Here is a 20,607-nt window from a genome sequence, read left to right as displayed (position 1 = left end):
GAGCCGGAACAGAATATTTGCACTGGCCCATATCAGCGGATGCGCACAATGTTTACAGTTTTCAGTGATTCCCACCGTTTGCACCACGGCACCGAATTGAAAGACGGCGTGCTCAAGCCGTCCTTCGAACAGCCCAGTCGGGCCGATACCGTCCACCATCGGGTCAAACAGGTAGGTCTTGGCCAGATCATCGAACCGCGAGCATTTGATCGGTCGTGCTATGTCAACGCGCACAGCGAGCGCTACGTAACTTTTCTGGAATCTGCCTGGTCTGAATGGTGCGCAACCGGGCGCACCCACGATGCCTTGCCGCTGGTATGGCCAGTGCGTGATCTGGCCAACGAGCAAGTCCCGACGTTCATCGACGGCAAGCTGGGTTTCTACGCCATGGACGCCGGCTCACCCATTACCGCCACCACCTGGCAAGCGGTAAAAACCAGTGCCGATATCGCGCTGACCGGACTGGCGCTGATCGATGAAGGTCACGACAGTGCCTTTGCCCTATGCCGCCCACCCGGCCATCACGCAGCACGTGAATACATGGGCGGCTATTGCTATCTGAACAACGCAGCCATTGCCGCACAGCAGGCTATTACCCGAGGCGCCAAGCGTGTCGCGGTATTGGATGTCGACTTTCATCATGGCAACGGTACCCAGAATATTTTCTACGGGCGCAGTGACGTCATGTTTGTCTCGCTGCACGGCGAACCGACGGTGTCCTATCCGTACTACTCAGGCTACAGCCACGAAGTCGGCGCTGGTCACGGCGAAGGTTACAACCTGAACTATCCGCTGCCGAAGAACACCTCTTGGGAAAGCTACCGCAACGCCTTGCTCCACGCCTGCAAGAAACTCCAGCAATTTGCCCCTGACGTGCTGGTTATTTCACTGGGCGTCGACACCTTCAAGGACGACCCCATCAGCCACTTTTTGCTTGAAAGCGAAGACTTCATCGGCATCGGCGAGCTGATAGCCGGCGTGGGCTGCCCTGCCCTGTTTGTGATGGAGGGTGGCTACATGGTCGATGAAATCGGGATCAATGCAGTCAATGTGCTGCATGGTTACGAGAGCAAACGGGCCTGAAACTCCGCAAACCACTACCGTCAGTAGCCATTACATCTCTATCAAGGTCACCTGATTCCCACTTTTCTACCAAAACTCAAAAACATAAAATCAAGAGGTTTTGTAATGAAATCGACTCCGTCCGAGCGGGTTGAACAGCCCGCGCTGCAGCGCACACTCAGCAATCGTCACATTCAGTTAATGGCCATGGGCGGTGCTATCGGGACAGGCCTGTTCATGGGTTCCGGGAAGATCATCGCCCTCTCCGGCACGTCGATCATCCTCATCTATATGATCATCGGACTGTTCGTCTACTTCGTCATGCGTGCCATGGGCGAAATGTTACTTTCCAATTTGAGCTTCAAAACCTTCGCTGATTTTGCCGGTGCCTATCTTGGCCCACGCGCAGCATTCTTTCTCGGCTGGTCATATTGGCTAAGCTGGAGCGTTGCAGTGATAGGTGATGCAGTCGTGGTGGGTGGATTTTTTCAGTATTGGTTCCCTGATATACCCGCCTGGATACCAGCCATCGGCATGCTGATAACACTGTTCGCCTTGAACGTGCTGACTGTCAGGCTCTTCGGTGAAGTGGAGTTCTGGTTCGCGATCATCAAAATCATTGCCGTCGTTGCCCTGATTGGGGTGAGCATGGTGCTGATTGCCAGCTCCTTTGTCTCACCCAGTGGCGTCACCGCGTCCCTGAACCACTTGCTGGATAAACAGGGCGCATTCCCCAACGGCTTGTTCGGTTTCTTTGCCGGGTTTCAGATGGCGATTTTCTCATTTGCGGGCACCGAGCTGATCGGCACCGCAGCCGCCGAAACGCGCTCCCCCGAAAAGACCCTGCCTAAAGCCATCAACTCGATTCCGCTCAGAATCATCTTGTTTTATGTGCTGGCACTGGCCTGCATTATTGCAGTGACTTCCTGGCAACAGGTTTCGCCCAACAAGAGCCCCTTCGTCGAGCTGTTTCTGGTTGCGGGGTTCCCCGCAGCGGCCGGTATCGTCAACTTTGTGGTGCTGACATCCGCCGCCTCATCGGCCAACAGTGGCGTATTTTCATCCAGCCGGATGCTGTTCGGACTGGCTAATCAGGACAACGCTCCGGGGATTTTCCGGCGTCTGTCGAGCAATAGCGTGCCTCTGCTGAGCTTGGCGTTCACCACCTTGTTGATGCTGCTGGGCGTGTTGTTGCTGTTCATCGTTCCAGAAGTCATGACCGCGTTCACCATCGTCTCTACCGTGTCAGCAATTCTGGTGATTTTCACTTGGTCGACGATCCTCGCGTCATACATTGCCTATTGCAACAGGCGTCCTGACCTGCATGCAAAATCGACTTACAAGATGCCTGGCGGCGCACCGATGGCCTGGTTCTCTCTGGCATTTCTGGGCTTTGTTCTTTGTCTGCTGGCGTTGAGACCCGACACCCGAATTGCCTTGATGGTCATGCCGGGGTGGTTCATATGGTTGGCAATTGCTTACCAGTTGACCTGTTCCAGAAAACCCAAGCCCGCTGACAGTTCGGCAAATCAATACAAACGCGAAGGCTTGGTTTAAGGGCTATGGCTTACCGCCCTCGTACCTCCTGGCGCGGAACTCCAAGGAGTACGAGGGAAATCTTGCTGAGGTTCAGCGACCAAGCAATCTCTTCAGCACCAATAGAGCAACAGCTCCGATTGCCAGTGCAGCAACCGGCTTCTCTTTGACGAATGTAGAAACACTGTCCAGTGCGTCGCCATAAGTTTGCGTCAGCTGACCGGCTGCCTGGCGTCCAGCGCCCTCAGCTTCCAACTTCGAATCGCCAAAAAGCTTCCCGACTGCGCTCTGCGCTTTGCCAGCAACCTTTTCTACAACGCCTTCTACCTGTTCGCTCTTCATGATGAACCAAACCTTCGTTTTTAATTGGGTAACCCAGGAGAAACCTGGACTTGAGGCAACGTGCAAAGCGTTAGGTGGACAGGCTTAGCGATTAGTTCAAATTGATGAACCTCACTTGGTCCAGATCAAATTAGATCAAAGGACTTTATATATCTGCGAAACCACCCGCCTCATCGCCTCCTCAATCGTCCCCTCATTGCGACACATCACCCACCCCTGCCCCACAGCTGCTCGTTCAAAAGCCTCGGTACACACAACTTGCTCCTTGAGCTTAGACATCACCGTACTGCTCAGCCCGCGCCGTCGTGCTGCCGCCCGTGCCCAGGATATTTGCGCCGCGGTGACAACCCCCACATGCAGATCCGGCACTTGCACCTGTCGATGAATGTTCAGTTCAAGAATGTCTGCAAAGGGTATCAATCGACGAAACGCTGCATCAGACGGGTACCAGCGATCCATCAGGATGATGCTGTCAGGTGGCTGTGCGGCCAGTACGTGCTGGGTAATCCAACTGCGGCTGTCAGCAAAGCGCTCACACACCTCAAGTTCCAGGTCCCGGCTGGGGTCTCTGGCGAATTTGTTAACCAGCGCCATCGTTTGCGCTCGATAGGGATCGCTCTTGCGCTCGCACAGTCGGACGACCTTTTTATTGTCGGCCCTCAATGCTGTCGTAACGGCCTCCAGCAGCGTGGTTTTGCCGGTGCCCTTGGGCCCATCCAACGAAATAAACAGCGCCCGAGTCATACGAGCGCTGCGTTATCGTTCAGGTTGTGCAGTTCCATGGGGCCTCGGGGTCTTTGCGGTTGGGCGAGTTGGCCTCCATTATGGGCAACCCTATGACCCAATGCGAGGCTGGACTGGCTGCCGCGCCCTCCCCGCGTCGACGGTCAGTCATTCAGCATCCGGCTTTGCGGCACGCCAGCCTCGTACTTCAACGCCCACGGCGCAATCAACCGCTGCGGGGTCTGGCAGGTTTTGCGTTTAAACACGAAGTTGCGACACTTCTCGGCAAACTGCTGGCGGTTGTCCACCATATCCAAACGCATCTGTGCCAGTTCCTGCTCGCGACAGCGTTCAACTTTCTGAGTATCCAGCGTGGCTTTGCGTGTGCGTGCGTGAAGGTACTTATCATCGGTCAACGCGCTGTCGGCCTGTTGCAAAAGCCACAAGCCAAATGCCTGTGGGCATCGCGGGCCGATGGCCTGGACCATGCCGTATTGCTGGGCCTGAATGGCACTGATGGGCAAGCATTCTTCAGTGAGTTTATGCGCGATTTCGCTACCCACGGCCCGTGGCAGGCTGTACGTCCAGTATTCGGAGCCGTAGAGCCCCATGGTTTTGTAGTGCGGGTTGAGCACCACACCTTCGCGGGCTAATACAATGTCGGCGGCCAGCGCCAGCATCACGCCGCCTGCGCCCGCGCTGCCGGTCAGGCCGCTGATCACCAGTTGCCTGGCGGTGAGCAGCTCCAGGCACACATCGTCGATGGCTTGAATATTGGCCCAGGCTTCCAGCCCCGGCACGTCGGCGGCCTGGATGACATTGAGATGAACGCCATTGGAAAAGCTACCGCGCCCGCCCTTGATCAGCAACACGTGGGTGTCTCGCGCCTTGGCCCAGCGCAACGCTGCCACCAGCCGCTGGCATTGTTCGGTGCTCATGGCGCCGTTGTAGAACTCGAACGTCAGTTCGCCGACGTGGCCGAACTCTTGGTAGCGAATAGGTTGATAGACCCGCTCGTTGAACGGCTGGCGGGCGACTGAACTGTCCAGCACTGGAACGCCGGCCAGCCGTTGCGCCAGAACATGCCGTGCCGGCAGTTTGAAGGTCTCTGGGCCTTTGGGTTTGAGCGAGCCGATCCACAGGCTGTAATCCCCAGCCGCCACCAGCACGGCGTCGTCCTGTACCGCGAGGATTTCTCCGGGGGTGCCCTGGCGGGCGTCCAAGTGCGCGTCGTAGAGGTAATATTGCCCGCCCAACAGGCTCGCCAACACGCCGGGCTGGCCATCGGCAGCGTCGATGCTGCGCTTGATAAAGGCTGCGCAATCGAACCAACTGAAGGTGCGGTCAGCCTGGGTCATGTTCGGCTGCAAGCGTCCGATGACACTGGGTTGGGTGTAATCGAGCGGTGTCGGCACGAAGCCTTTGGCGAATTTCGCCACGACGTCACGGATGCAAACCATCGCGGCGTCGCTCACCAGGCCGTTGTACAACTCGGATTTTCGCACCTGGTCGGGCATGTCGAACTCACAGGTGGACCAGATCGGCCCGGCGTCCATTTCCTCCACCGCTTGCAAGGCGGTGACGCCCCAACGGCTGGCCTGCTGGGTGATCGCCCAATCCAGCGCACTGGCGCCACGGTCGCCGACGATGCCCGGATGGATGATCACCACCGGGCGCAGGGGATGGCTCCACAGTTGGTGCGGCACACGGTCCTTCAAAAAGGGGCAGATCACCAGATCGGCGCCGGACGCCTCCACCTGCTGGCACACGGTGGCTTGATCGGTGAATACCACAACGCTGGGGTCGTGACCCGCCTGGCGCAGATCCAGCCAGGCCCGTTGGGTTAAACCGTTGAATGCCGATGATAACAACAGGATCTTCAGTGATCGCATGGCTGACTCTTCCTTGAGAATGTGCGACCAGAGCTGCTCGTTGAGCCGTCCCTGGCCATCGATAAGCGCCCAAGGTTATAGAGCGAGCCAGCGGGGTCACCTGATCGAGATCAATCTTGTGTCAGCGAAGCGCGCTGCCTGTTCGAGTTGACAGCCCCCGCCAAAACTCAACAACCTGCACCTCTCACCGCCCTGCCCTGAGTCGGCCCTTGGACTATTTCACCGCCCTCACCGCCTTCATCGAATAAGCCGCGTTTAAGAGCGCACTATCGCGGTAAGCCGATTTGCTAGCTGTGACAGCCCCATGCTGGCTACTGCGTTTCTCACTCGCGAGCAACGCCCACTTCATCTCTTAAATAGTGAAAAGCCGGATTCAATTCATGTGCTCTTCACTAATTCCTTTACTATTCCAAGCCATCGAGGCCAGATTGATCGTCTTTTGAAGTTGCAGAGACCTAGTTTATAGCGAGTCATATGGATCCTAGCAGGACTTTGACGCTGGCCCAATCGTTCATAATATTTTGCATTGTCACTTTAAAGACTTTAAGCATTTTAATATTTGTGATTTGGTCAGTGTTGCGTTGAGCGTTCTGGATAAAGCTGGAAGTTTCTATCCAAAGTTTTTCAAATTTCACAATGGCTGGATCTACGCGTGCCACAGACTCAGATAATCCTAGATACCAACCACATACTACCAGGGAGATCAAGGGGGACATAATCCTTGTGTGATTCCTCGGCGATGCTTCCTCTTCTCTTTGTTCTAATAATATCTTTTCTCGAGACTCAGCCTCTATTAATTTCTCAGTGTTCTCTTCCTTTGTGGCTTGTCGAATCTCTTCACGTACAGCTTCAAGAAGCGGTGCCGTTTTTGGAAAAGCCTGATTTATCGGACCTTCTACATAAGGGCGAAGATCATTCACAACAAAGTGTTTGAATTCGGAGACAGTATTTTGAAATGCACTGACTCGATTGAAAGCCGTAGACGTTGTGGTTTGCAGTGCTTCCATATGGCTAGAGAGTGAATTGCGTTGGCAAATATCTTCGACGCTGAGTAACGAGGCATCGAATTGGTCAATTTCAAACTGGCTTAAATGGTCAACTCTTTTGGTTTCAGCTGAGGTGTTGTTGATGATGCTTATAACTGATTCGCCAAAGCGCTGGACATTGTTTGCGATGTCTATGATTTCAGAGCGAACAAGCAAAGACCTTTCAGCTATGGCATCGCCATCTCTATGAAATCTAATGGCATTTTTGATGAACCTGTCAAGCTCAGCACCTTTACCTTTCCAATAGTGAGGCACGTCGCCGTAATTCTCTTCGAAAGCAATATAAGGGTCCTTGATATAAGCAAATTCAATTTGTTCATTATAGTGTACTAAGAAATCGGGCTGATTTCTGTTGAATGCAGTGAGCTTGGGGTCTCGGAAGAAAAGGGTTACTGTAGCTGCGTCCATTGTTAATCCTCTCATTGATTGCGAGTGACGCGATAGAAGGCCGCTTGCCATTCGAGAAAATGCAATCTATTTATCGAAATTGCCAACTCTAAAAGATAGAGGTGCAGCCATGCTTAATAAGGGGGGCATAATAGATATATGCGCCGGAAAGCTTAAATCTAAACCGTTGAGTCAGTTAGTGCGGCGCAACCAGTAAAATGCAATAGCATCAATATGCCGAGGGACATCCGGTAAATTTTCAAGGAACTTGTCGCCAATGGAAATCAGGCCATCGGTGGAATTTATATCGTACGGAGAAAAAACTTCGTTGATGAGTCCAGTCAACATTCCGATGATTTTTCGAGCCTCTGCCACGTACAATTCCCGCGGCTCGAAGATATCCTGTATCGCCGTCAATGCGCTTTTTTTATCATCAATTTCGTTTACTTTCTTTTGTTCGTAGTTCATCTGGGATTGCCGAATGGAAATCTCCCCAGCTAATTTATCACGCGCTTCTACTAGGTGGTTATACTTAAGCTGATCGTTCAAGATATTGAGCACTTTTTGCGCAACGTTCAAGCCTGATTCTACAGCTATTGTCGCTTTTTTTGATGGGGAGTTAACGGCTGAAGTCACCGCTGTTTTTACTTCATCAAAAATAGGCTGCCCCCTGTCAATGAATGTTTTTGACTCAAATTCAATAATTGCTTTTTCAAGCGTTTCATATTGCCCTCGCTTTCCACTAAGCTCTTTTTGATCTGCTGGAAGATTGCTTAATAATTTGATGCGCTCTGATTCGAGTGTGGCAATTTCTCCCGAGTTATCAGTAAGTGTCACTGTTTCAAAACCATCCAGTGCCGCAGTCATGCGCCGCGCAAGCTCTTCAAGGTTTGTTTTTACATCTTGAAGGTTCTTTCTCAACTCTAACTTTATTGAGTTGTCGTCATTTTCTTTGAGGATTTTCAGATAAGGTCGTATTTGCGTGTCGTTCAGGATGCTCGCCACATTGCTCAAATCCTCATTGAATGTTCTATCAGAACTATCGAGTGAGTGTTTGAGGCTCTGGAGTTCAGAGGCGAGTGCGGGAATATAGAGACTGCTCAGTTTCACGTCTGCGTACTCGCGTATTAAAATCCGAGCTTTATTAATATTTGGCTTGTAGGGGGACACTAGTTCGATAGTCATTTTTATGTCCTCAGGTATCAGTTTCTTTGGCCGAAAGCAGCCGACATGTTATTCATGTTGTCCTGGATATTCTTCCAACGCGACAGTACGTCGGTCATTTTGATAACAAAAATAACAAGAAGGCTAAAATCCCTGGTCCCAGATAGTGCGTTTTTCGCTGCTGTAATTTCAGTAAGTGTATTACTCCACAGTGTTTCGATTTGCATAAGCCCCTCTACTGCTCCTTTGGTGAAAATCTTAAGACTGACCATTCCTGAATGGATGCTATTAAGCACCGACGCCACCTTTTGTAATTCGGCTTGCCGAGCCAATAACGTACTCTCTTGATGGTTCAGCTCGGTAATTTTCGCGTTATAATTCGCGTCACGGACGCCAAAATAGGCGCCACATAATGGCACGCCGATAACAGGAAGAATTAGAGTGGCAAACATAAACCACTCCCCCACGCTGTACTTGGATTCACTTCGCAGATTGCTGAGCTGATTGTTAACGGTGATAAGCTTTGCTGTGATGTCTCGCAGCTCTTCCAATGTCTTGGAGGCTAATGCGATGTTTGCTTTGTGTCCTACATCCTGTTCGATTCTATCCAGAGTCGCGTCGAAGTCTACTAACTGCGTCTTAACTTCTGCAGCAATATTTTGCTTATCCTGAATGGAGCCAATAATTAATTTCACGTATTCGTTGATCGTTTCGTAAGTATCATCGACCTGGGGGCCGCTCGTACTCAGTGGAACCTTGAAATTCTGGATTTGCTCAACTGTAAGATCAGTCGTTTTAAGTTTATAGTCGTTATAGCCTTCAATGGCCTGAACTTCGTCAAGTGCCGGCTGAGTGTTTGCTTTAAGGTCGCTCGCAAAGCGCTTCAAAGAACTGGAAACTTTTATTATTTGTGTTTCCAGAGGGGACCATTTTTTTGCATGGTTATGAATGTTATCAAAGGTGACCAATAGGTCAGACGCAGTAATGCCACCCTCATTAACACTTCCATGGAATTCGCTATTAATAGATTCTAAAGTGAGCGGAAGCGTAAGCCCCGCATTCACATAACGCCTAACTTTTTCCACGTCGTCTGAAGTCACCTTGGCCTTAGGTGGGCTGTATGAAATTTCACTGCTCATAAACTGTTCCCTCTATTTAGGTGTATTTGTGTTTCTTATTGGAAAATTTAGCAAAAAAAATGAAAGGATCTACTGTGACTTTTGACAGTTGACAAGCTTGGGCTGGCGTACCCTTTGTCTGGCAGCCAGATAAATCCATAAAGAACAAGAAGTTGTATTTATGGTGGGGTTGGCATGGCGGCGAAATTAGTTAGCCAGTTGATGCCTAGTAGCTTTTTCTTGGATAGTAATGGAATAAAAAATGTCTAGGCTCTGTACGAAAAGTAATGTCGTAAACACCTCATGGCGCAGGCCCGAGAGACCATCGTCGCATAACTTTTCGCGAGTTCGTCGAAGCGCGTAACGATGCTGTTCATTGTTGCCCTGGGCAACGGCGTTCTTTTATCACTGACCACCCTTCGACTGGACGCAGCCGGTGCCTCGGCCACCATGACTGGTATCGTTTCACCAACAGCCCTGATTTATGAAAACGGGGGCTGCATCGTGGTTCTACGGTCGTGCAGTTGACAGCCCCCTGCAAAACTCAACAACCTGCACCTCTCATCGCCCTGCCCTGAGGCTGCCCTTGGACTATTTCACCGCCCTCACCGCCTTCATCGAAGCCGCCGAAGGCAACAATTTCTCCCGCGCCGCCGAGCGCCTGGGGATCAAGGCCTCAACGGTTTCGCGCTACGTGAAGGACCTTGAGCAGGACTTGGGCATCGCGCTGTTCAACCGCTCCACACGCACGCTGCATCTGACCGAAGGCGGCCAGACCTTCCTGATACACGCACGCAGGGTGCTGGATGAGCTGGAACACGCCAAGGCTGCCACGTCTGCGTTGAACCAGCATCCCCGGGGCGTGTTGAAACTCAACCTGCCACCGGCGTTTGCTCGCCATCACATCCTGCCGGCGTTGAATGACTTTCTGGTGCGCTACCCGCAAATCAGCGTGGAACTGGTGCTGGATAACAGCCAGGTCAATTTGATTCATGCCGGCGTCGATTTAGCCATCCGCATTGGCGAGCTGGCCGATTCGACGCTCAAGGCACGCAAGCTCAGCGACGGCCATTACCGGTTGGTGGTCAGCCCGGCGTTTGGCATGCAGCACCCTCCTCCGTCCACGCCCACGGACCTGGCCGGTGTGCCTGCGGTGTTGGGCACGGCTATCACGGGCGATATCAGTTTTGTATCCGCCGGTCGCGCGTTCCCGCTGCTGCATGATGGCGCGATTCGAATCAACGACTTGGACGCGCAACTGATCGCCGTGCGCCAAGGCTTGGGCTTTGCGCTGTTGCCCGACTGGCTGGTGGCGCGAAGTATCGAGGCCGGCGACTTGGTAGTGTGGCTACCGGAATGGCAGATCCAGGGCGTGGAGCGGGCGTTTGCGGTGTGGTTTGTCTACCCGCCCAAGCGCATTGTGTCGTCCAAGGTCCGGTGTTTTATCGACTTTATCGTTGAACGACTGGGCGAGACCCCGGACTGGAAATGACTCAACTGAAGCGAATATCCAACGCGCGCAAGTAAGTTTGCAGCCCGGCATCCTGAATCGGGATCAGGAACGCCTCGCTATCTGATTCATTAAAATGCGCATGCCAATAACCCGGTGGTGTGACAAACGCCAGGCCGGGCGACCAGTCGACCCGTTGCGGGTTACGGATTTGCCCATCCGCCTCAAGCTCAGTGCCCACCAGGGAATAACAGCCCTTGGGGCAATCGATAATGAAGTCCAGTGCAATCGACTGATGCCGGTGGGGTTTCTGCACCGATCCTGCCGGCAGAATCCCGTACATGGCCCACAATACGTGGGTCACCGTGCGCGTCTGCGGAAAGTGGCGGTTACCCAGCAGGATACTGATGCGGCTGCGGTCCTGGGCCCTGGGATCATCGGCTGCTTCACGCAACTTCGCGTTGGCCAGTGCTGCCGGGTACAGGGTTGGCGCAAAGCGGTCGGCACTGGGTGTCACCCCCAGGTAACGCAGCAACGGCTCATCGTGCACATAGTAAAGACGCGCATCCTCGCGGGCACTGAAGTGCGCCTGCTGTAACCCAGGCAGCGCAATAAAGCAGCCCTTGGACCCTTGAATCTCATACTCGCCCTGAACCACGCTGCCCTCCCCGGCGATCACGTAGAACACCTGGGAGGTGGCGTTGGGCTGCAGCGTCAACGTATCGCCACGGTTAAGGCGCATGAAATTCGCGCACAACCCTGGGCCTGTGGCGGGGCCTTCGCAGCCCAAGGCGTCGCTGAGGTCCAGCGGTACCACGCGCGAGGGGCCACTGTCATACAGCGAGGCGGGAAAGCTATGGTAGGGAATGCGGGAAATCAGGTTGGCACTGATGGGGTTCGCCGCCTTGCTGTACTCGAAGTACTCGGCGTCGACTTGGTTGATATCCGTCAGTGCGGGGTCGAATTCACGGTTCATCAGGCTCACCTCAGTCTCGGGCTGGATCGCGCAGCGCCGTTGAACGGGCTGCACGGGGTGAGTGGACTATAGACACAGCTCGCTGGCGGATTAATGCCTGTGACGGCACAGCAGTTATGCGAAATGGGGCAGTTAACGCAACCCCGCAAAACCAGCCCTTAGGATAAGGGGAAGCGCTGGAACCTCGGAATCGCCAAGCCCAGGCTTTCACGCAAGGTCGAGCCCTCGTAGGCCGTGCGATAAACACCGCGCTCTTGCAGCAACGGAATCACCTCCTGAGTAAAACGATCAAATTGCCCAGGGTGCCCGATGTAGATATTGAACCCATCCACGGCCCGCGCCTCGAACCAATCCGCCATTTTGTGCGCCACCGTGGCGGCGCTGCCGACGAACGCGCCTGGGCGCAATTGCCGGCCAAATTCGACAGCCTGGCGCAGGGTAAAGCCCTGTTCCCGCGCCTGGTCGGCAATGCGTTTGGCGGCGGTAAAAAAACTGCTGCGCGCGGCCTCCAGGCTCTCTTGCGGGAACGGCGCGTCCAAGTCGTATTGGCTGAAATCATGCCAGCCAAAATTGCGCCCGAACTCCTTGAGTGCCAACGCAAAACTATGGTCCACCTGATGGTAGTGCTGTTCGATTTCCCGGGCATGGGCATCGGTGTCGCCCACATAGATTTCCGCACCGGGCATGATCAGTAACTGCTCAGGATCACGCCCCCGTTGTACCGCCCTGCCCTTGATATCCCGGTAAAACGCCTGGCCCTGCTCGATACTGGCCGCGTGGGTGAAGATCACATCGGCGGTGGCGGCGCCCAGCTCGCGGCCTTGTTCGGAGTCACCGGCCTGGAAAATCACCGGCTGGCCTTGGGGCGAGCGCTGGATATTCAGCGGGCCCACCACCCGGAAATGTTCGCCCTGGTGATTCAGGCTGTGCAGCTTGCTCGGGTCGAGAAACTGCCCGGTGGCACGGTTGCGCACAAACGCATCGTCTTCATAGGAGTTCCACAACCCCTGTACCACCTGAACGTGTTCGGCGGCGCGACCGTAGCGGGTGGCGTAGTCGTAGTGTTCGTCGCGGCTGTAATTGCCGGCGGTACCGGCATCGCCGCTGGTCACCACGTTCCAGCCGGCGCGGCCTTTGCTGATCAGGTCCAGGGAGGCCAGGCGCCGGGCGACGTTATAGGGCGAGTTATACGAGGTGGTCAGCGTACCGACCAGGCCGATATGCCGCGTGCTCACGGCCAGTGCCGACAGCAAGGTCAGCGGCTCCAGGCGATTGAGGTAATGGGACGGCGAGCCTTCGGTGATGAACTGGCTGTCGACGATAAACATCAGGTCAAACAACGCCGCCTCGGCCTGGCGGGCTATCTGGATGTACCAGTCGACGTTGACGCTGGCATCGGCTGGCAATTGCGGGTCAAGCCACAGGTTATGGCGGCCCGGCCCACCGCAGCCCATGGTCAGGGCGCCCAGTTTGAGCTGTCTTTTAGTCATTGCGCAGTAGTCCTTCAAGCGGTCAGGGCTGGGTGGTGGCGACGGCGGGCTGCAAAGCGGCGGTGAATGAAGGGTCGAACAACGTGGCGGCAGAGTAAGACTTGACCAGGCCCAGGCCGGCGAAAAAGTCCACGGTCTTTTGCGCCTCGATGGGCGCCTGGGGCGTCAGCGGTTCGACGGTGGTGCGCGCGCGGGCAAACCAGACGCGGGCGATGTCGGCATCCGCGCGGGTGCGCTTGGCCCAGGCATCGGCATACGCGTTGGCGTTGGCCGGGCTTTGGCGGGCCCAGTCGCGGGCTTTTTTCAGACGCTGGAGAAAGTCGCTGATGGGTTCACGCTTGGCCTCCACAGCACTGGCGTTGGCGGCAATGAAACTCTGGGCCGGGATCAAGTCTTCAGCGGTTGCCAGCACCCGCGCGCCTTGGCGTTCCTGTTGCGTGACATAGGGTTCCCAGGTGGCGATCACGTCAACCGCACCGCCTTCCAGCGCGTGGGAGGCATCCAGGGCGCTGAGGTAGCGCCATTGCAGCGAATCCCGCGCCACCCCGGCCTTGTCCAGCGCGGTCAGCAACAGTTGCTGGCTCCAGGAGCCCTTCCAGATTGCGGCGCGCTTGCCTGCCAGATCAGCCAGGCTGTGGATCGACGAATCCTTTTTCACCAGGATGGCCACACCGTCGAGATTCTGCCGGCTCACGGCGATCACCTTGATCGGTGCACCCAGGGCGCCCAGGAACAACACCGGCGCATCCCCGAGCAGGCCCAGGTCCAGGCTGCCGACATTGAGCGCTTCGGCCACCGGTGAGCCGGCCGTGAACTGCTTCCAGTCCAGCGTGTAGGGCAGGTCATCGAGTACCCCCGCCGCTTCCATCACGGCCTGGGCGTTGTAGCTCTGGTCGCCGACCACCAGGGTTTGCGCCTGCGCCGTCAGGCACAGCAATGAGGCGGCCAATCCAGCCGCCAGGGTTAGGTAACGCACGTTCGTCTCCAGATGCCGTGTGGGGCATTCAAGTCGATCCGCGCGTACGGTCTCGGTTTTATAAGGTCATTTGTTGTCTGGGGTATTTTTGCGGTGTTGAAGGCGGGATGTAAAATACTGATAACGCATAACCTAATTCAATAATAATGCGCGTATCGCATCACGCTAGCACGGCAATTCAACCCGGGCCACCAACCCCGAACCACGTCGATTGCTCAGGCTCAGTTCACCGCCCTGCTCGCGCACAATCGCCCGTGCCGCCGAGAGCCCAAGCCCCACCCCACCGGTATTGCGGTTGCGTGAGGTCTCAAGGCGAAAGAACGGATCGAACACACGCTCCAGGTCTGCTTCAGGAATCCCCGGGCCCTCGTCGCTGACCTCGATGCACACCCTCTGGTCATTAACACTCAGTGCAATGCTGGGGTGCCGGGCGTACTTGGCAGCATTTTCCAGCAGGTTGACCACCACCCGTTTCAGCCCCAGTGGCCGGCCGTGATAGACCAGATGGGGCGGCCCTCGGAAGTCGACCACAAGCTGCTGGTCGCGATAGTCGTCGATGATGGTTTGCAGCAGCTCAGACAGATCGAACGCCGTGCTGTGCTCCAGCACCGTATCGTCGCGGAAAAACGCCAATGCGGCGTTGATCATCGACTGCATTTCCTCGACATCGCGAATCAGCTTGTGTTGATGGTCCAGGTCTTCCATGAACTCACAGCGCAGGCGTATACGCGTCAAGGGCGCGCGCAAGTCATGGGAAATGGCCGCCAGCATCTGGGTGCGCTCGCCGATAAAGTGCTGGATCTGCGCCTGCATGGCGTTGAAGGCGATGGTGGCCTGGCGTATCTCGTCGGGGCCTTCGATGTCGATGGGCGGTGCGCGCAGATCGCCACCGAAGCGTCTGGCAGCGCTGGCGAAACGCTGCAACGGCTGGGCCAATTGCCGGGTGGCGATCCAGGCGACCAACAAGGTGGCGATCAACCCCAGGATGATGATCACCGCGATCCGCGTGGGCGCGCTCAGGCCCCAACTGCGTTCGGGCGGGATGAAGGACAACCAGCTGCCATCAACTAACTGCACCAGCGCCACATAATGTGCGTCGGGGCTGCCACGCGGCCAATCGTCCGGGCTGTACACCTGAATGGTGCGCCCGGTACCAAACAACGCCTGTATCCCAGGGACTTCGCCGGCTTGTAGCACGTTGCCGCCGCTGGGCAGGCCGAAATCAACAGGGTCGGTATGCCACGTCACCTGCAACCGGGTATCGCTGGCCGCTGCCGCCAGGTGCGAGCGCAACGGCGCAGGCGCGGCCTCGATCACTTTGAGTGTCGCGGCCATCTGCTCAAGCAACCCCGTGCGGTCGATGGGCGGACGTGCCCACACCCCGGCCACCTGCACGAACAAGGCGTTAAGGGCCAGTGAGGCGAGCATTGCGGCGAGGATGGTCAGGGCGATGCGCCGGTTCAGGGTGTCGCGGCGCAACAGGCGGCGGATCATGAACGGGTCACCGGGGCGGTGAACAGATAGCCGCCATTGCGCACGGTGCGGATCAGGTCCGGGCGCTTGCAGTCGGGCTCGATCTTGCGCCGCAGCCGGCTGACCTGCACATCAATACTGCGGTCGAAGGCGTCGTGGCCCTGGCCGTGGGTCAGGTCGATCAATTGGTCGCGGGTGAGGATGCGCTGGGGGTGTTCGAGAAACACCACCAACAAATCGAACTCACCACCGGACAGCGGGATCATGACGCCCTCGGGCGAACGCAGTTCGCGACAGGTGATATCCAGGTGCCAACCGGCGAAGGCAATCACCGGGCGTGAACGCTCGTCGGCCGCACTGACTGCCTGCCCCGCACGCCGTTGCACGGCACGCAGGCGGGCCAGCAATTCGCGCGGGGCGAAGGGTTTGGTCAGGTAGTCGTCAGCGCCCAGTTCCAGGCCAACAATGCGGTCGCTCAGCTCGCCCATGGCCGTGAGCATGATGATAGGAATGCCGAACTGCGCCCGTACCTTCTGGCAGAGGCTGAGGCCGCCTTCGCCGGGCAACATGAGGTCGAGGATGATCGTGTCTGGCCGCTGCTGCGCGATGGCCGCCCACATGGCCTCGCCGTCGGCGGCCACGTCGACTTCATAGGCGTGCTGGACGAAAAACTTCTTCAGCAATGCCAGCACTTCCACGTCGTCATCGACGATCAGCAGTCTGCTCACGTTCACAGATTCCCAGGCCAAAAATGGAGACATCTAAAACCATTCCGGCGCCTTGGTCATTTATTTCAATCGAGCAACATTCCTTCGCCACGGACACAACCCGGACATCTTTGGGCAAAACCTGTCCGGCATTCTGCACGCCTTCCATTCAAGGAGATGCCTATGAAAGTTTTGAGCAGCAGGTACACCGAGCAGGCAGCGAGCGACGCCCGGCCATTGGTGCTGGGCCAGCGCACCTGCGCCTCCGCTCAGGATAGCCCGTTGCTGTTTCAGGAATCCTGCCTGGGGCTGAACGCGGACCTGGACCGTATCGTGCTGCGTCGCTACTTCGAACACTACAGCCCCGACGCAGGGAGCTGGGTCGAGTACGCCCACTCCATTCCCATCGCCGAGCTTGTCCACTGGATCATGACCCATGGCCAGTTGCGCGTCGAATCCTCTTACGACAACCCGAACGCACAGGCCGGCCCGGCATACAGCACCGACGCTCGTTAGCGCGCCTGCTCAAACGTCATAATCACAGGGGCATCTGCGTGGTAATCTCCCGGCACCACGAATAGACATTGATCGTCACTTGACGATGACCAAAGCCAGGAAAGACCATGCCCAAGATTTCTCACTCAGCGCTACGCCGTAACTTCCGTGACCTGCTGGCAACGCCGATCTGCGTTGAAACCGCCTCCGTATTCGACCCCATGTCTGCCCGCATCGCGGCTGACCTGGGGTTTGAAGTGGGAATCCTGGGCGGCTCAGTCGCCTCCCTGCAGGTGCTGGCGGCCCCCGATTTTGCGTTGATTACCCTGAGTGAGTTCGTCGAGCAAGCCACCCGCATCGGCCGTGTGGCCCAGTTGCCGTTCATTGCCGACGCCGACCACGGCTACGGCAACGCCCTGAACGTGATGCGCACCGTCGAAGAACTGGAACGCGCCGGCGTTGCGGCGCTGACCATCGAAGACACGCTCTTGCCCGCGCAATTCGGGCGTAAATCCACGGACCTGATTTCCGTCGAAGAGGGCATCGGCAAGGTCAAAGCCGCCTTAGAGGCGCGTGTCGACCCAGAACTGTCGATCATTGCCCGTACCAATGCCGGTGTACTGCCTACTGCCGACGTGATTGCGCGTACCAAGGCCTACGAAAAGGCCGGCGCTGACGGCATCTGCATGGTCGGCGTCAAGGACTTCGACCACCTGGAGCAGATCACAGAGAACCTCAGCGTTCCCCTGATGCTGGTGACCTACGGCAACCCGCAACTGCACGACAGTGAGCGCCTGGCCAGCCTGGGCGTGCGCATCGTGGTAGCCGGGCATGGCGCCTACTTCGCCGCGATCAAGGCCACCTACGACAGCCTGCGTGCCCAGCGTCAGCTGACCCACAGCACTTCGAACCTCAGTGCCACGGAATTGACCCACACCTACACCTTGCCGGAAAGCTATGTGGCGTGGGCTGAAGAGTTCATGGATGTAAAAGAGTAATTGCCGCACAGGTGCTGATGCGCGCCATCAGCACCTAGCTAACGTAGTCTCTAATTCTTAAGAAGCAGACCATTACGACCTCCTACCCGACTAAGTGCAACATAGCAAGCACGCCACACCTAAGAACTTACTGTAAGGCGCCGTATATCTGAGGAATCGATTATATATTATCAGCTAGTCGCTTCAGCGCCGAAAATGCGTTTTCATAACCAGGCTTACCGTTCAGAAACTCTCCGAGCTTCTTCACAACTCCGGCTACCACAGGGTTCGCCTGCTCTTTAACATTGTAAATTGATACATCTTTTAAATGCTCAACGCACAATCTGTCTCCAAGGGGAGTGCGAGATTTGAATGCGCGCACATAAATGTGATTTGTTTGAAACAAGACAAAATCAATATGATCATTATAATGATGGAGGGAGGGATGAAAGCAATCAAATGTATTGCTTGTGTAATTTGCATTTAATGCAGCCACCCTAAAATAATCCTTATCACTTTTCAAGGCATTGCACGTGACGCATGCAAGCGCCAGATTTTTATATTCAAACGCAAACATCGGATAGCGTGCAATGGGAAGAATATGTTCAATATTTGAATTTTTACGATGGTAAATTCTATCTCTGCAATAGCAGCAAAAAGAAAATTGCTTGGCTTGCAAATGTTCGGCTAACGCCTTATGGATGTACGCGCCCCTTGGCTCGTTATAAAACTTTCCCCACACCGTTTTCCTAGGAGGAAATACAGTCCGACATGCGGCCTGATACCTGAGTATCATCCGCCAGGCCCCAAACCTATTGACCTTCTGAGTTCTATATAAACTCTTCAGAAAAACAGATATATCATGCTTCATACGATGAACTCGCTTTTGAATGCCTATTCAAAATTTCCGCAATAGCGCCCTCAAATTCTTTCGCAGCATGATCAACTTCTAATCGACTGGCATCTGTCGCGGCAACGTCACGCATATGCTGACTCAAGCGCGCAGCCTCGTCCCTTATATCAGTCTTTGAGTAAGCCCGGTCGTTGACATGATCAATAGCCATGCCCAAAATGCGGGCAAAAGACTCAAATAAGGCTTTGTTTTTTGGTGTATACGTATGAAACTCCTTCAACATGAGCGCTTCAACATTGATATCATCTTTCGTAATAACTCTAAGTGCTTTATTTTTCTCCATGTTGAAGCATGCCCCTCCCTCCAAAATTGCACTCGAGATCAATACCGGAGAATGTGTGGCGACGACCAAGCGACAATTATTTGCACAAAGAATCACATCATGTATCAGTGCCGGCCACGCAAGCTGCCATTCTACATGAAGACTGATTTCAGGTTCATCCAAAAAAAATATGACCCCCTCCCTGATCTGGGAGGTTATTTTGAGCACAGTAGATATTATATTTTGCTCTCCAGAGCTAAGGCCTGAGAAAGCAAGGGACCCACCATCCTTTCCAACTGCCAACTCAAAAGGTTTTGCTGGATCATCAAAGATTAAAGAGTGTTTTTCAACGAACTCATGATCAAGAACCGAGGCTGAAAACCCAGCTACTGTAGAGCTTTTATGCTTGGTTGCGCGAGGCCGAATATAGAGAACCGGGTCAAAACCTAGCCGCTTTAGAAAATCGAGGAGAACAACTGAACCGCCATTAGTCAGTGATTTTACGTAATGTAAAACTGCATTAGCCGACAGCGCAGTTAAATGACTGGCATTACTAACGGTGCGAGCGCCAAGATAGGTATAACTCCCTTGCTTATCACGCCGAGTAGATTTTCCGAATCGGAACTTATCTGTGAGCCCAGAGCAAATAACCACAACATCGTGACGCGCAGACAAATACTTCGCGTTGAATTCAAGCATCCTACTTTTACCCACGCCATTATTTCCAATAATGTAGGTAAATTTGTTAGCTATATCGACAAGAGGGAATGAAGTGTCCGAGATATCCATATCTAAGGTGCCCGCCATGATTGAAGGAAGTGGCATTATGCCATGCTTTCAGCGCATAGCTATATGTAACCGTCCTAAACGTTAGGTCATAGCAATTTCCTGACTCAAGAGATTTAATGTCGTCCTGCGCTGACCATTAGGCTGGGCAGTCCCCATTTCGTATGAGCATCCCATGGCCAACCACGACCTGTCCTATACCCCTGATCCGGACGCCGATTCCATCTCCTCTGACGTGATCGGCTTCAACGGCATCCTGGTCTCCACCCAGATTCCCACCCGTGCCGATGGCAGCCTGGAGCTGGGCGATATCACCCAGCAAAGCGAGTGCACCCTGCAAGCGCTGAAAGTCGCGCTGGAAAAATCCGGCAGCTCCATGGACCGGGTTATGCACTTGACTATTTACCTCACCGACATGGCCGACCGTGCGGCGTTCAACGAGGTCTACAAGCGCTTTTTCGCTAAGCCCTGGCCAGTGCGGGCGGCCGTGGGCGTTGCCGCCTTGGCGGTGGAAGGTATGCGCGTGGAAGTGACGGCGATGGCTGCCAAGGCTTGAATCTGCGGCGCCGTTAGCGCCGATCTGATCGGAATGTCGAACGCGGTCAAAAAGGTGGGCTTGCCTGCGGTAGCGGTGGTGAATGTTCCATCGCCAACGCAGCATAGGTATCTACACAACGTTGGCGACGCTGGACCTGTGGTGAGGGAGCTTGCTCCCGCGACGGTCTGAGAGCCGATGCTTATCTACCTGACGCACCGCAGTCCAAATGTGGGAGCTGGCTTGCCTGCGAAGACGGCCTGGCAGTCAACTGGGATATTAGATCAGAGCGCGTAC

Annotated in this window: 19 protein-coding genes and 1 pseudogene; 6 read left to right on the top strand and 14 right to left on the bottom strand. The window is 55.1% G+C overall.

Annotated features, from left to right (window positions below; genetic code table 11):
- Positions 1-48 precede the first annotated feature (48 nt).
- Positions 49-1,083: a histone deacetylase family protein gene (locus A7K61_RS10760; RefSeq protein WP_069557530.1), complete on the top strand. Its 1,035-nt coding sequence runs from the start codon at positions 49-51 to the stop codon at positions 1,081-1,083.
- A 105-nt stretch (positions 1,084-1,188) separates the two neighbouring features.
- Complete coding sequence (locus A7K61_RS10755) at positions 1,189-2,619, top strand: amino acid permease (protein ID WP_044273784.1); 1,431 nt, start codon at positions 1,189-1,191, stop codon at positions 2,617-2,619.
- A gap of 72 nt (positions 2,620-2,691) precedes the next feature.
- Here A7K61_RS10755 and A7K61_RS10750 read toward each other — a convergent pair whose 3' ends face one another.
- The 7 genes and pseudogenes from A7K61_RS10750 to A7K61_RS33655 all read right to left on the bottom strand — a co-directional run.
- Positions 2,692-2,940 (bottom strand): CsbD family protein, encoded by a 249-nt coding sequence (locus tag A7K61_RS10750; protein WP_014718439.1) that lies wholly within the window; start codon positions 2,938-2,940, stop codon positions 2,692-2,694.
- 135 nt (positions 2,941-3,075) lie between these two features.
- On the bottom strand, positions 3,076-3,684 hold the full coding sequence (locus tag A7K61_RS10745) for a dTMP kinase (protein ID WP_069557529.1): 609 nt from the start codon (positions 3,682-3,684) through the stop codon (positions 3,076-3,078).
- A 143-nt stretch (positions 3,685-3,827) separates the two neighbouring features.
- The gene (locus A7K61_RS10740) at positions 3,828-5,555 is read right to left on the bottom strand and encodes a hydrogenase maturation protein (RefSeq protein ID WP_069557528.1); all 1,728 of its coding nucleotides are present in this window, start codon (positions 5,553-5,555) and stop codon (positions 3,828-3,830) included.
- 470 nt (positions 5,556-6,025) lie between these two features.
- A complete protein-coding gene (locus A7K61_RS10735) occupies positions 6,026-7,009 on the bottom strand; it encodes a hypothetical protein (RefSeq protein WP_069557527.1) in 984 nt (327 codons plus the stop codon).
- 171 nt (positions 7,010-7,180) lie between these two features.
- Positions 7,181-8,173, bottom strand: coding sequence for an alpha-xenorhabdolysin family binary toxin subunit B (locus tag A7K61_RS10730; protein ID WP_069557526.1), 993 nt, complete (start codon positions 8,171-8,173; stop codon positions 7,181-7,183).
- A gap of 17 nt (positions 8,174-8,190) precedes the next feature.
- Complete coding sequence (locus tag A7K61_RS10725; protein WP_069557525.1) at positions 8,191-9,291, bottom strand: alpha-xenorhabdolysin family binary toxin subunit A; 1,101 nt, start codon at positions 9,289-9,291, stop codon at positions 8,191-8,193.
- Positions 9,292-9,536: 245 nt separating this feature from the next.
- Positions 9,537-9,638, bottom strand: a pseudogene (locus tag A7K61_RS33655) (IS5/IS1182 family transposase); the annotation flags it as partial.
- Between the two features lie 218 nt (positions 9,639-9,856).
- On the opposite strand from A7K61_RS33655, the gene A7K61_RS10720 reads away from it, so the two are divergent.
- Complete coding sequence (locus tag A7K61_RS10720; protein WP_069557524.1) at positions 9,857-10,762, top strand: LysR family transcriptional regulator; 906 nt, start codon at positions 9,857-9,859, stop codon at positions 10,760-10,762.
- A gap of 1 nt (position 10,763) precedes the next feature.
- Here A7K61_RS10720 and A7K61_RS10715 read toward each other — a convergent pair whose 3' ends face one another.
- The 5 genes from A7K61_RS10715 to A7K61_RS10695 form a co-directional block, all read right to left on the bottom strand.
- The gene (locus A7K61_RS10715; RefSeq protein ID WP_069557523.1) at positions 10,764-11,696 is read right to left on the bottom strand and encodes a cupin; all 933 of its coding nucleotides are present in this window, start codon (positions 11,694-11,696) and stop codon (positions 10,764-10,766) included.
- A 158-nt stretch (positions 11,697-11,854) separates the two neighbouring features.
- Positions 11,855-13,186, bottom strand: a complete 1,332-nt coding sequence (locus A7K61_RS10710) for an LLM class flavin-dependent oxidoreductase (RefSeq protein ID WP_069557522.1) — start codon at positions 13,184-13,186, stop codon at positions 11,855-11,857.
- A 22-nt stretch (positions 13,187-13,208) separates the two neighbouring features.
- Positions 13,209-14,162, bottom strand: coding sequence for an ABC transporter substrate-binding protein (locus A7K61_RS10705; RefSeq protein WP_069557521.1), 954 nt, complete (start codon positions 14,160-14,162; stop codon positions 13,209-13,211).
- 165 nt (positions 14,163-14,327) lie between these two features.
- Positions 14,328-15,656 carry an ATP-binding protein gene (locus tag A7K61_RS10700; RefSeq protein WP_069557520.1) on the bottom strand — a complete coding sequence of 443 codons (1,329 nt, stop codon included), beginning with the start codon at positions 15,654-15,656 and terminating at the stop codon, positions 14,328-14,330.
- A complete protein-coding gene (locus A7K61_RS10695) occupies positions 15,653-16,396 on the bottom strand; it encodes a response regulator (RefSeq protein WP_069557519.1) in 744 nt (247 codons plus the stop codon). The genes A7K61_RS10700 and A7K61_RS10695 overlap by 4 nt, the downstream gene beginning before the upstream one ends.
- A gap of 129 nt (positions 16,397-16,525) precedes the next feature.
- Between A7K61_RS10695 and A7K61_RS10690 the strand changes: the two genes are divergently transcribed.
- Entirely contained in the window at positions 16,526-16,858 is a 333-nt protein-coding gene (locus A7K61_RS10690) for a hypothetical protein (protein WP_069557518.1), read from the top strand.
- A 107-nt stretch (positions 16,859-16,965) separates the two neighbouring features.
- The gene (locus A7K61_RS10685; protein WP_069557517.1) at positions 16,966-17,835 is read left to right on the top strand and encodes an oxaloacetate decarboxylase; all 870 of its coding nucleotides are present in this window, start codon (positions 16,966-16,968) and stop codon (positions 17,833-17,835) included.
- Between the two features lie 160 nt (positions 17,836-17,995).
- Here A7K61_RS10685 and A7K61_RS32360 read toward each other — a convergent pair whose 3' ends face one another.
- Together A7K61_RS32360 and A7K61_RS31185 are read right to left on the bottom strand one after the other, a co-directional pair.
- Positions 17,996-18,685, bottom strand: a complete 690-nt coding sequence (locus tag A7K61_RS32360; RefSeq protein ID WP_139129480.1) for an HNH endonuclease — start codon at positions 18,683-18,685, stop codon at positions 17,996-17,998.
- On the bottom strand, positions 18,675-19,814 hold the full coding sequence (locus A7K61_RS31185) for an AAA family ATPase (RefSeq protein WP_083263071.1): 1,140 nt from the start codon (positions 19,812-19,814) through the stop codon (positions 18,675-18,677). Before A7K61_RS31185 ends, A7K61_RS32360 begins: the two co-directional genes overlap by 11 nt.
- Before the next feature lie 136 nt (positions 19,815-19,950).
- Here A7K61_RS31185 and A7K61_RS10675 point away from each other — a divergent pair, with 136 nt between their 5' ends.
- Positions 19,951-20,331 (top strand): RidA family protein, encoded by a 381-nt coding sequence (locus A7K61_RS10675; RefSeq protein WP_069557515.1) that lies wholly within the window; start codon positions 19,951-19,953, stop codon positions 20,329-20,331.
- The last annotated feature ends 276 nt before the right edge of the window (positions 20,332-20,607 follow it).

This window comes from Pseudomonas sp. AP42 (assembly GCF_001728935.1).
Lineage (GTDB): Bacteria > Pseudomonadota > Gammaproteobacteria > Pseudomonadales > Pseudomonadaceae > Aquipseudomonas > Aquipseudomonas lactis.
Note: the sequence above shows the minus strand (reverse complement) of the source record. Positions and strands in the feature narration are given on the sequence as shown.

Coding starts and splice junctions, on each gene's coding strand:
- A7K61_RS10760 (WP_069557530.1), top strand. CDS start 49: ATGTTTACAGTTTTCAGTGATTCCCACCGTTTGCACCACGGCACCGAA.
- A7K61_RS10755 (WP_044273784.1), top strand. CDS start 1,189: ATGAAATCGACTCCGTCCGAGCGGGTTGAACAGCCCGCGCTGCAGCGC.
- A7K61_RS10750 (WP_014718439.1), bottom strand. CDS start 2,940: ATGAAGAGCGAACAGGTAGAAGGCGTTGTAGAAAAGGTTGCTGGCAAA.
- A7K61_RS10745 (WP_069557529.1), bottom strand. CDS start 3,684: ATGACTCGGGCGCTGTTTATTTCGTTGGATGGGCCCAAGGGCACCGGC.
- A7K61_RS10740 (WP_069557528.1), bottom strand. CDS start 5,555: ATGCGATCACTGAAGATCCTGTTGTTATCATCGGCATTCAACGGTTTA.
- A7K61_RS10735 (WP_069557527.1), bottom strand. CDS start 7,009: ATGGACGCAGCTACAGTAACCCTTTTCTTCCGAGACCCCAAGCTCACT.
- A7K61_RS10730 (WP_069557526.1), bottom strand. CDS start 8,173: ATGACTATCGAACTAGTGTCCCCCTACAAGCCAAATATTAATAAAGCT.
- A7K61_RS10725 (WP_069557525.1), bottom strand. CDS start 9,291: ATGAGCAGTGAAATTTCATACAGCCCACCTAAGGCCAAGGTGACTTCA.
- A7K61_RS10715 (WP_069557523.1), bottom strand. CDS start 11,696: ATGAACCGTGAATTCGACCCCGCACTGACGGATATCAACCAAGTCGAC.
- A7K61_RS10710 (WP_069557522.1), bottom strand. CDS start 13,186: ATGACTAAAAGACAGCTCAAACTGGGCGCCCTGACCATGGGCTGCGGT.
- A7K61_RS10700 (WP_069557520.1), bottom strand. CDS start 15,656: ATGATCCGCCGCCTGTTGCGCCGCGACACCCTGAACCGGCGCATCGCC.
- A7K61_RS10695 (WP_069557519.1), bottom strand. CDS start 16,396: ATGTCTCCATTTTTGGCCTGGGAATCTGTGAACGTGAGCAGACTGCTG.
- A7K61_RS10690 (WP_069557518.1), top strand. CDS start 16,526: ATGAAAGTTTTGAGCAGCAGGTACACCGAGCAGGCAGCGAGCGACGCC.
- A7K61_RS10685 (WP_069557517.1), top strand. CDS start 16,966: ATGCCCAAGATTTCTCACTCAGCGCTACGCCGTAACTTCCGTGACCTG.
- A7K61_RS32360 (WP_139129480.1), bottom strand. CDS start 18,685: ATGAAGCATGATATATCTGTTTTTCTGAAGAGTTTATATAGAACTCAG.
- A7K61_RS31185 (WP_083263071.1), bottom strand. CDS start 19,814: ATGCCACTTCCTTCAATCATGGCGGGCACCTTAGATATGGATATCTCG.
- A7K61_RS10675 (WP_069557515.1), top strand. CDS start 19,951: ATGGCCAACCACGACCTGTCCTATACCCCTGATCCGGACGCCGATTCC.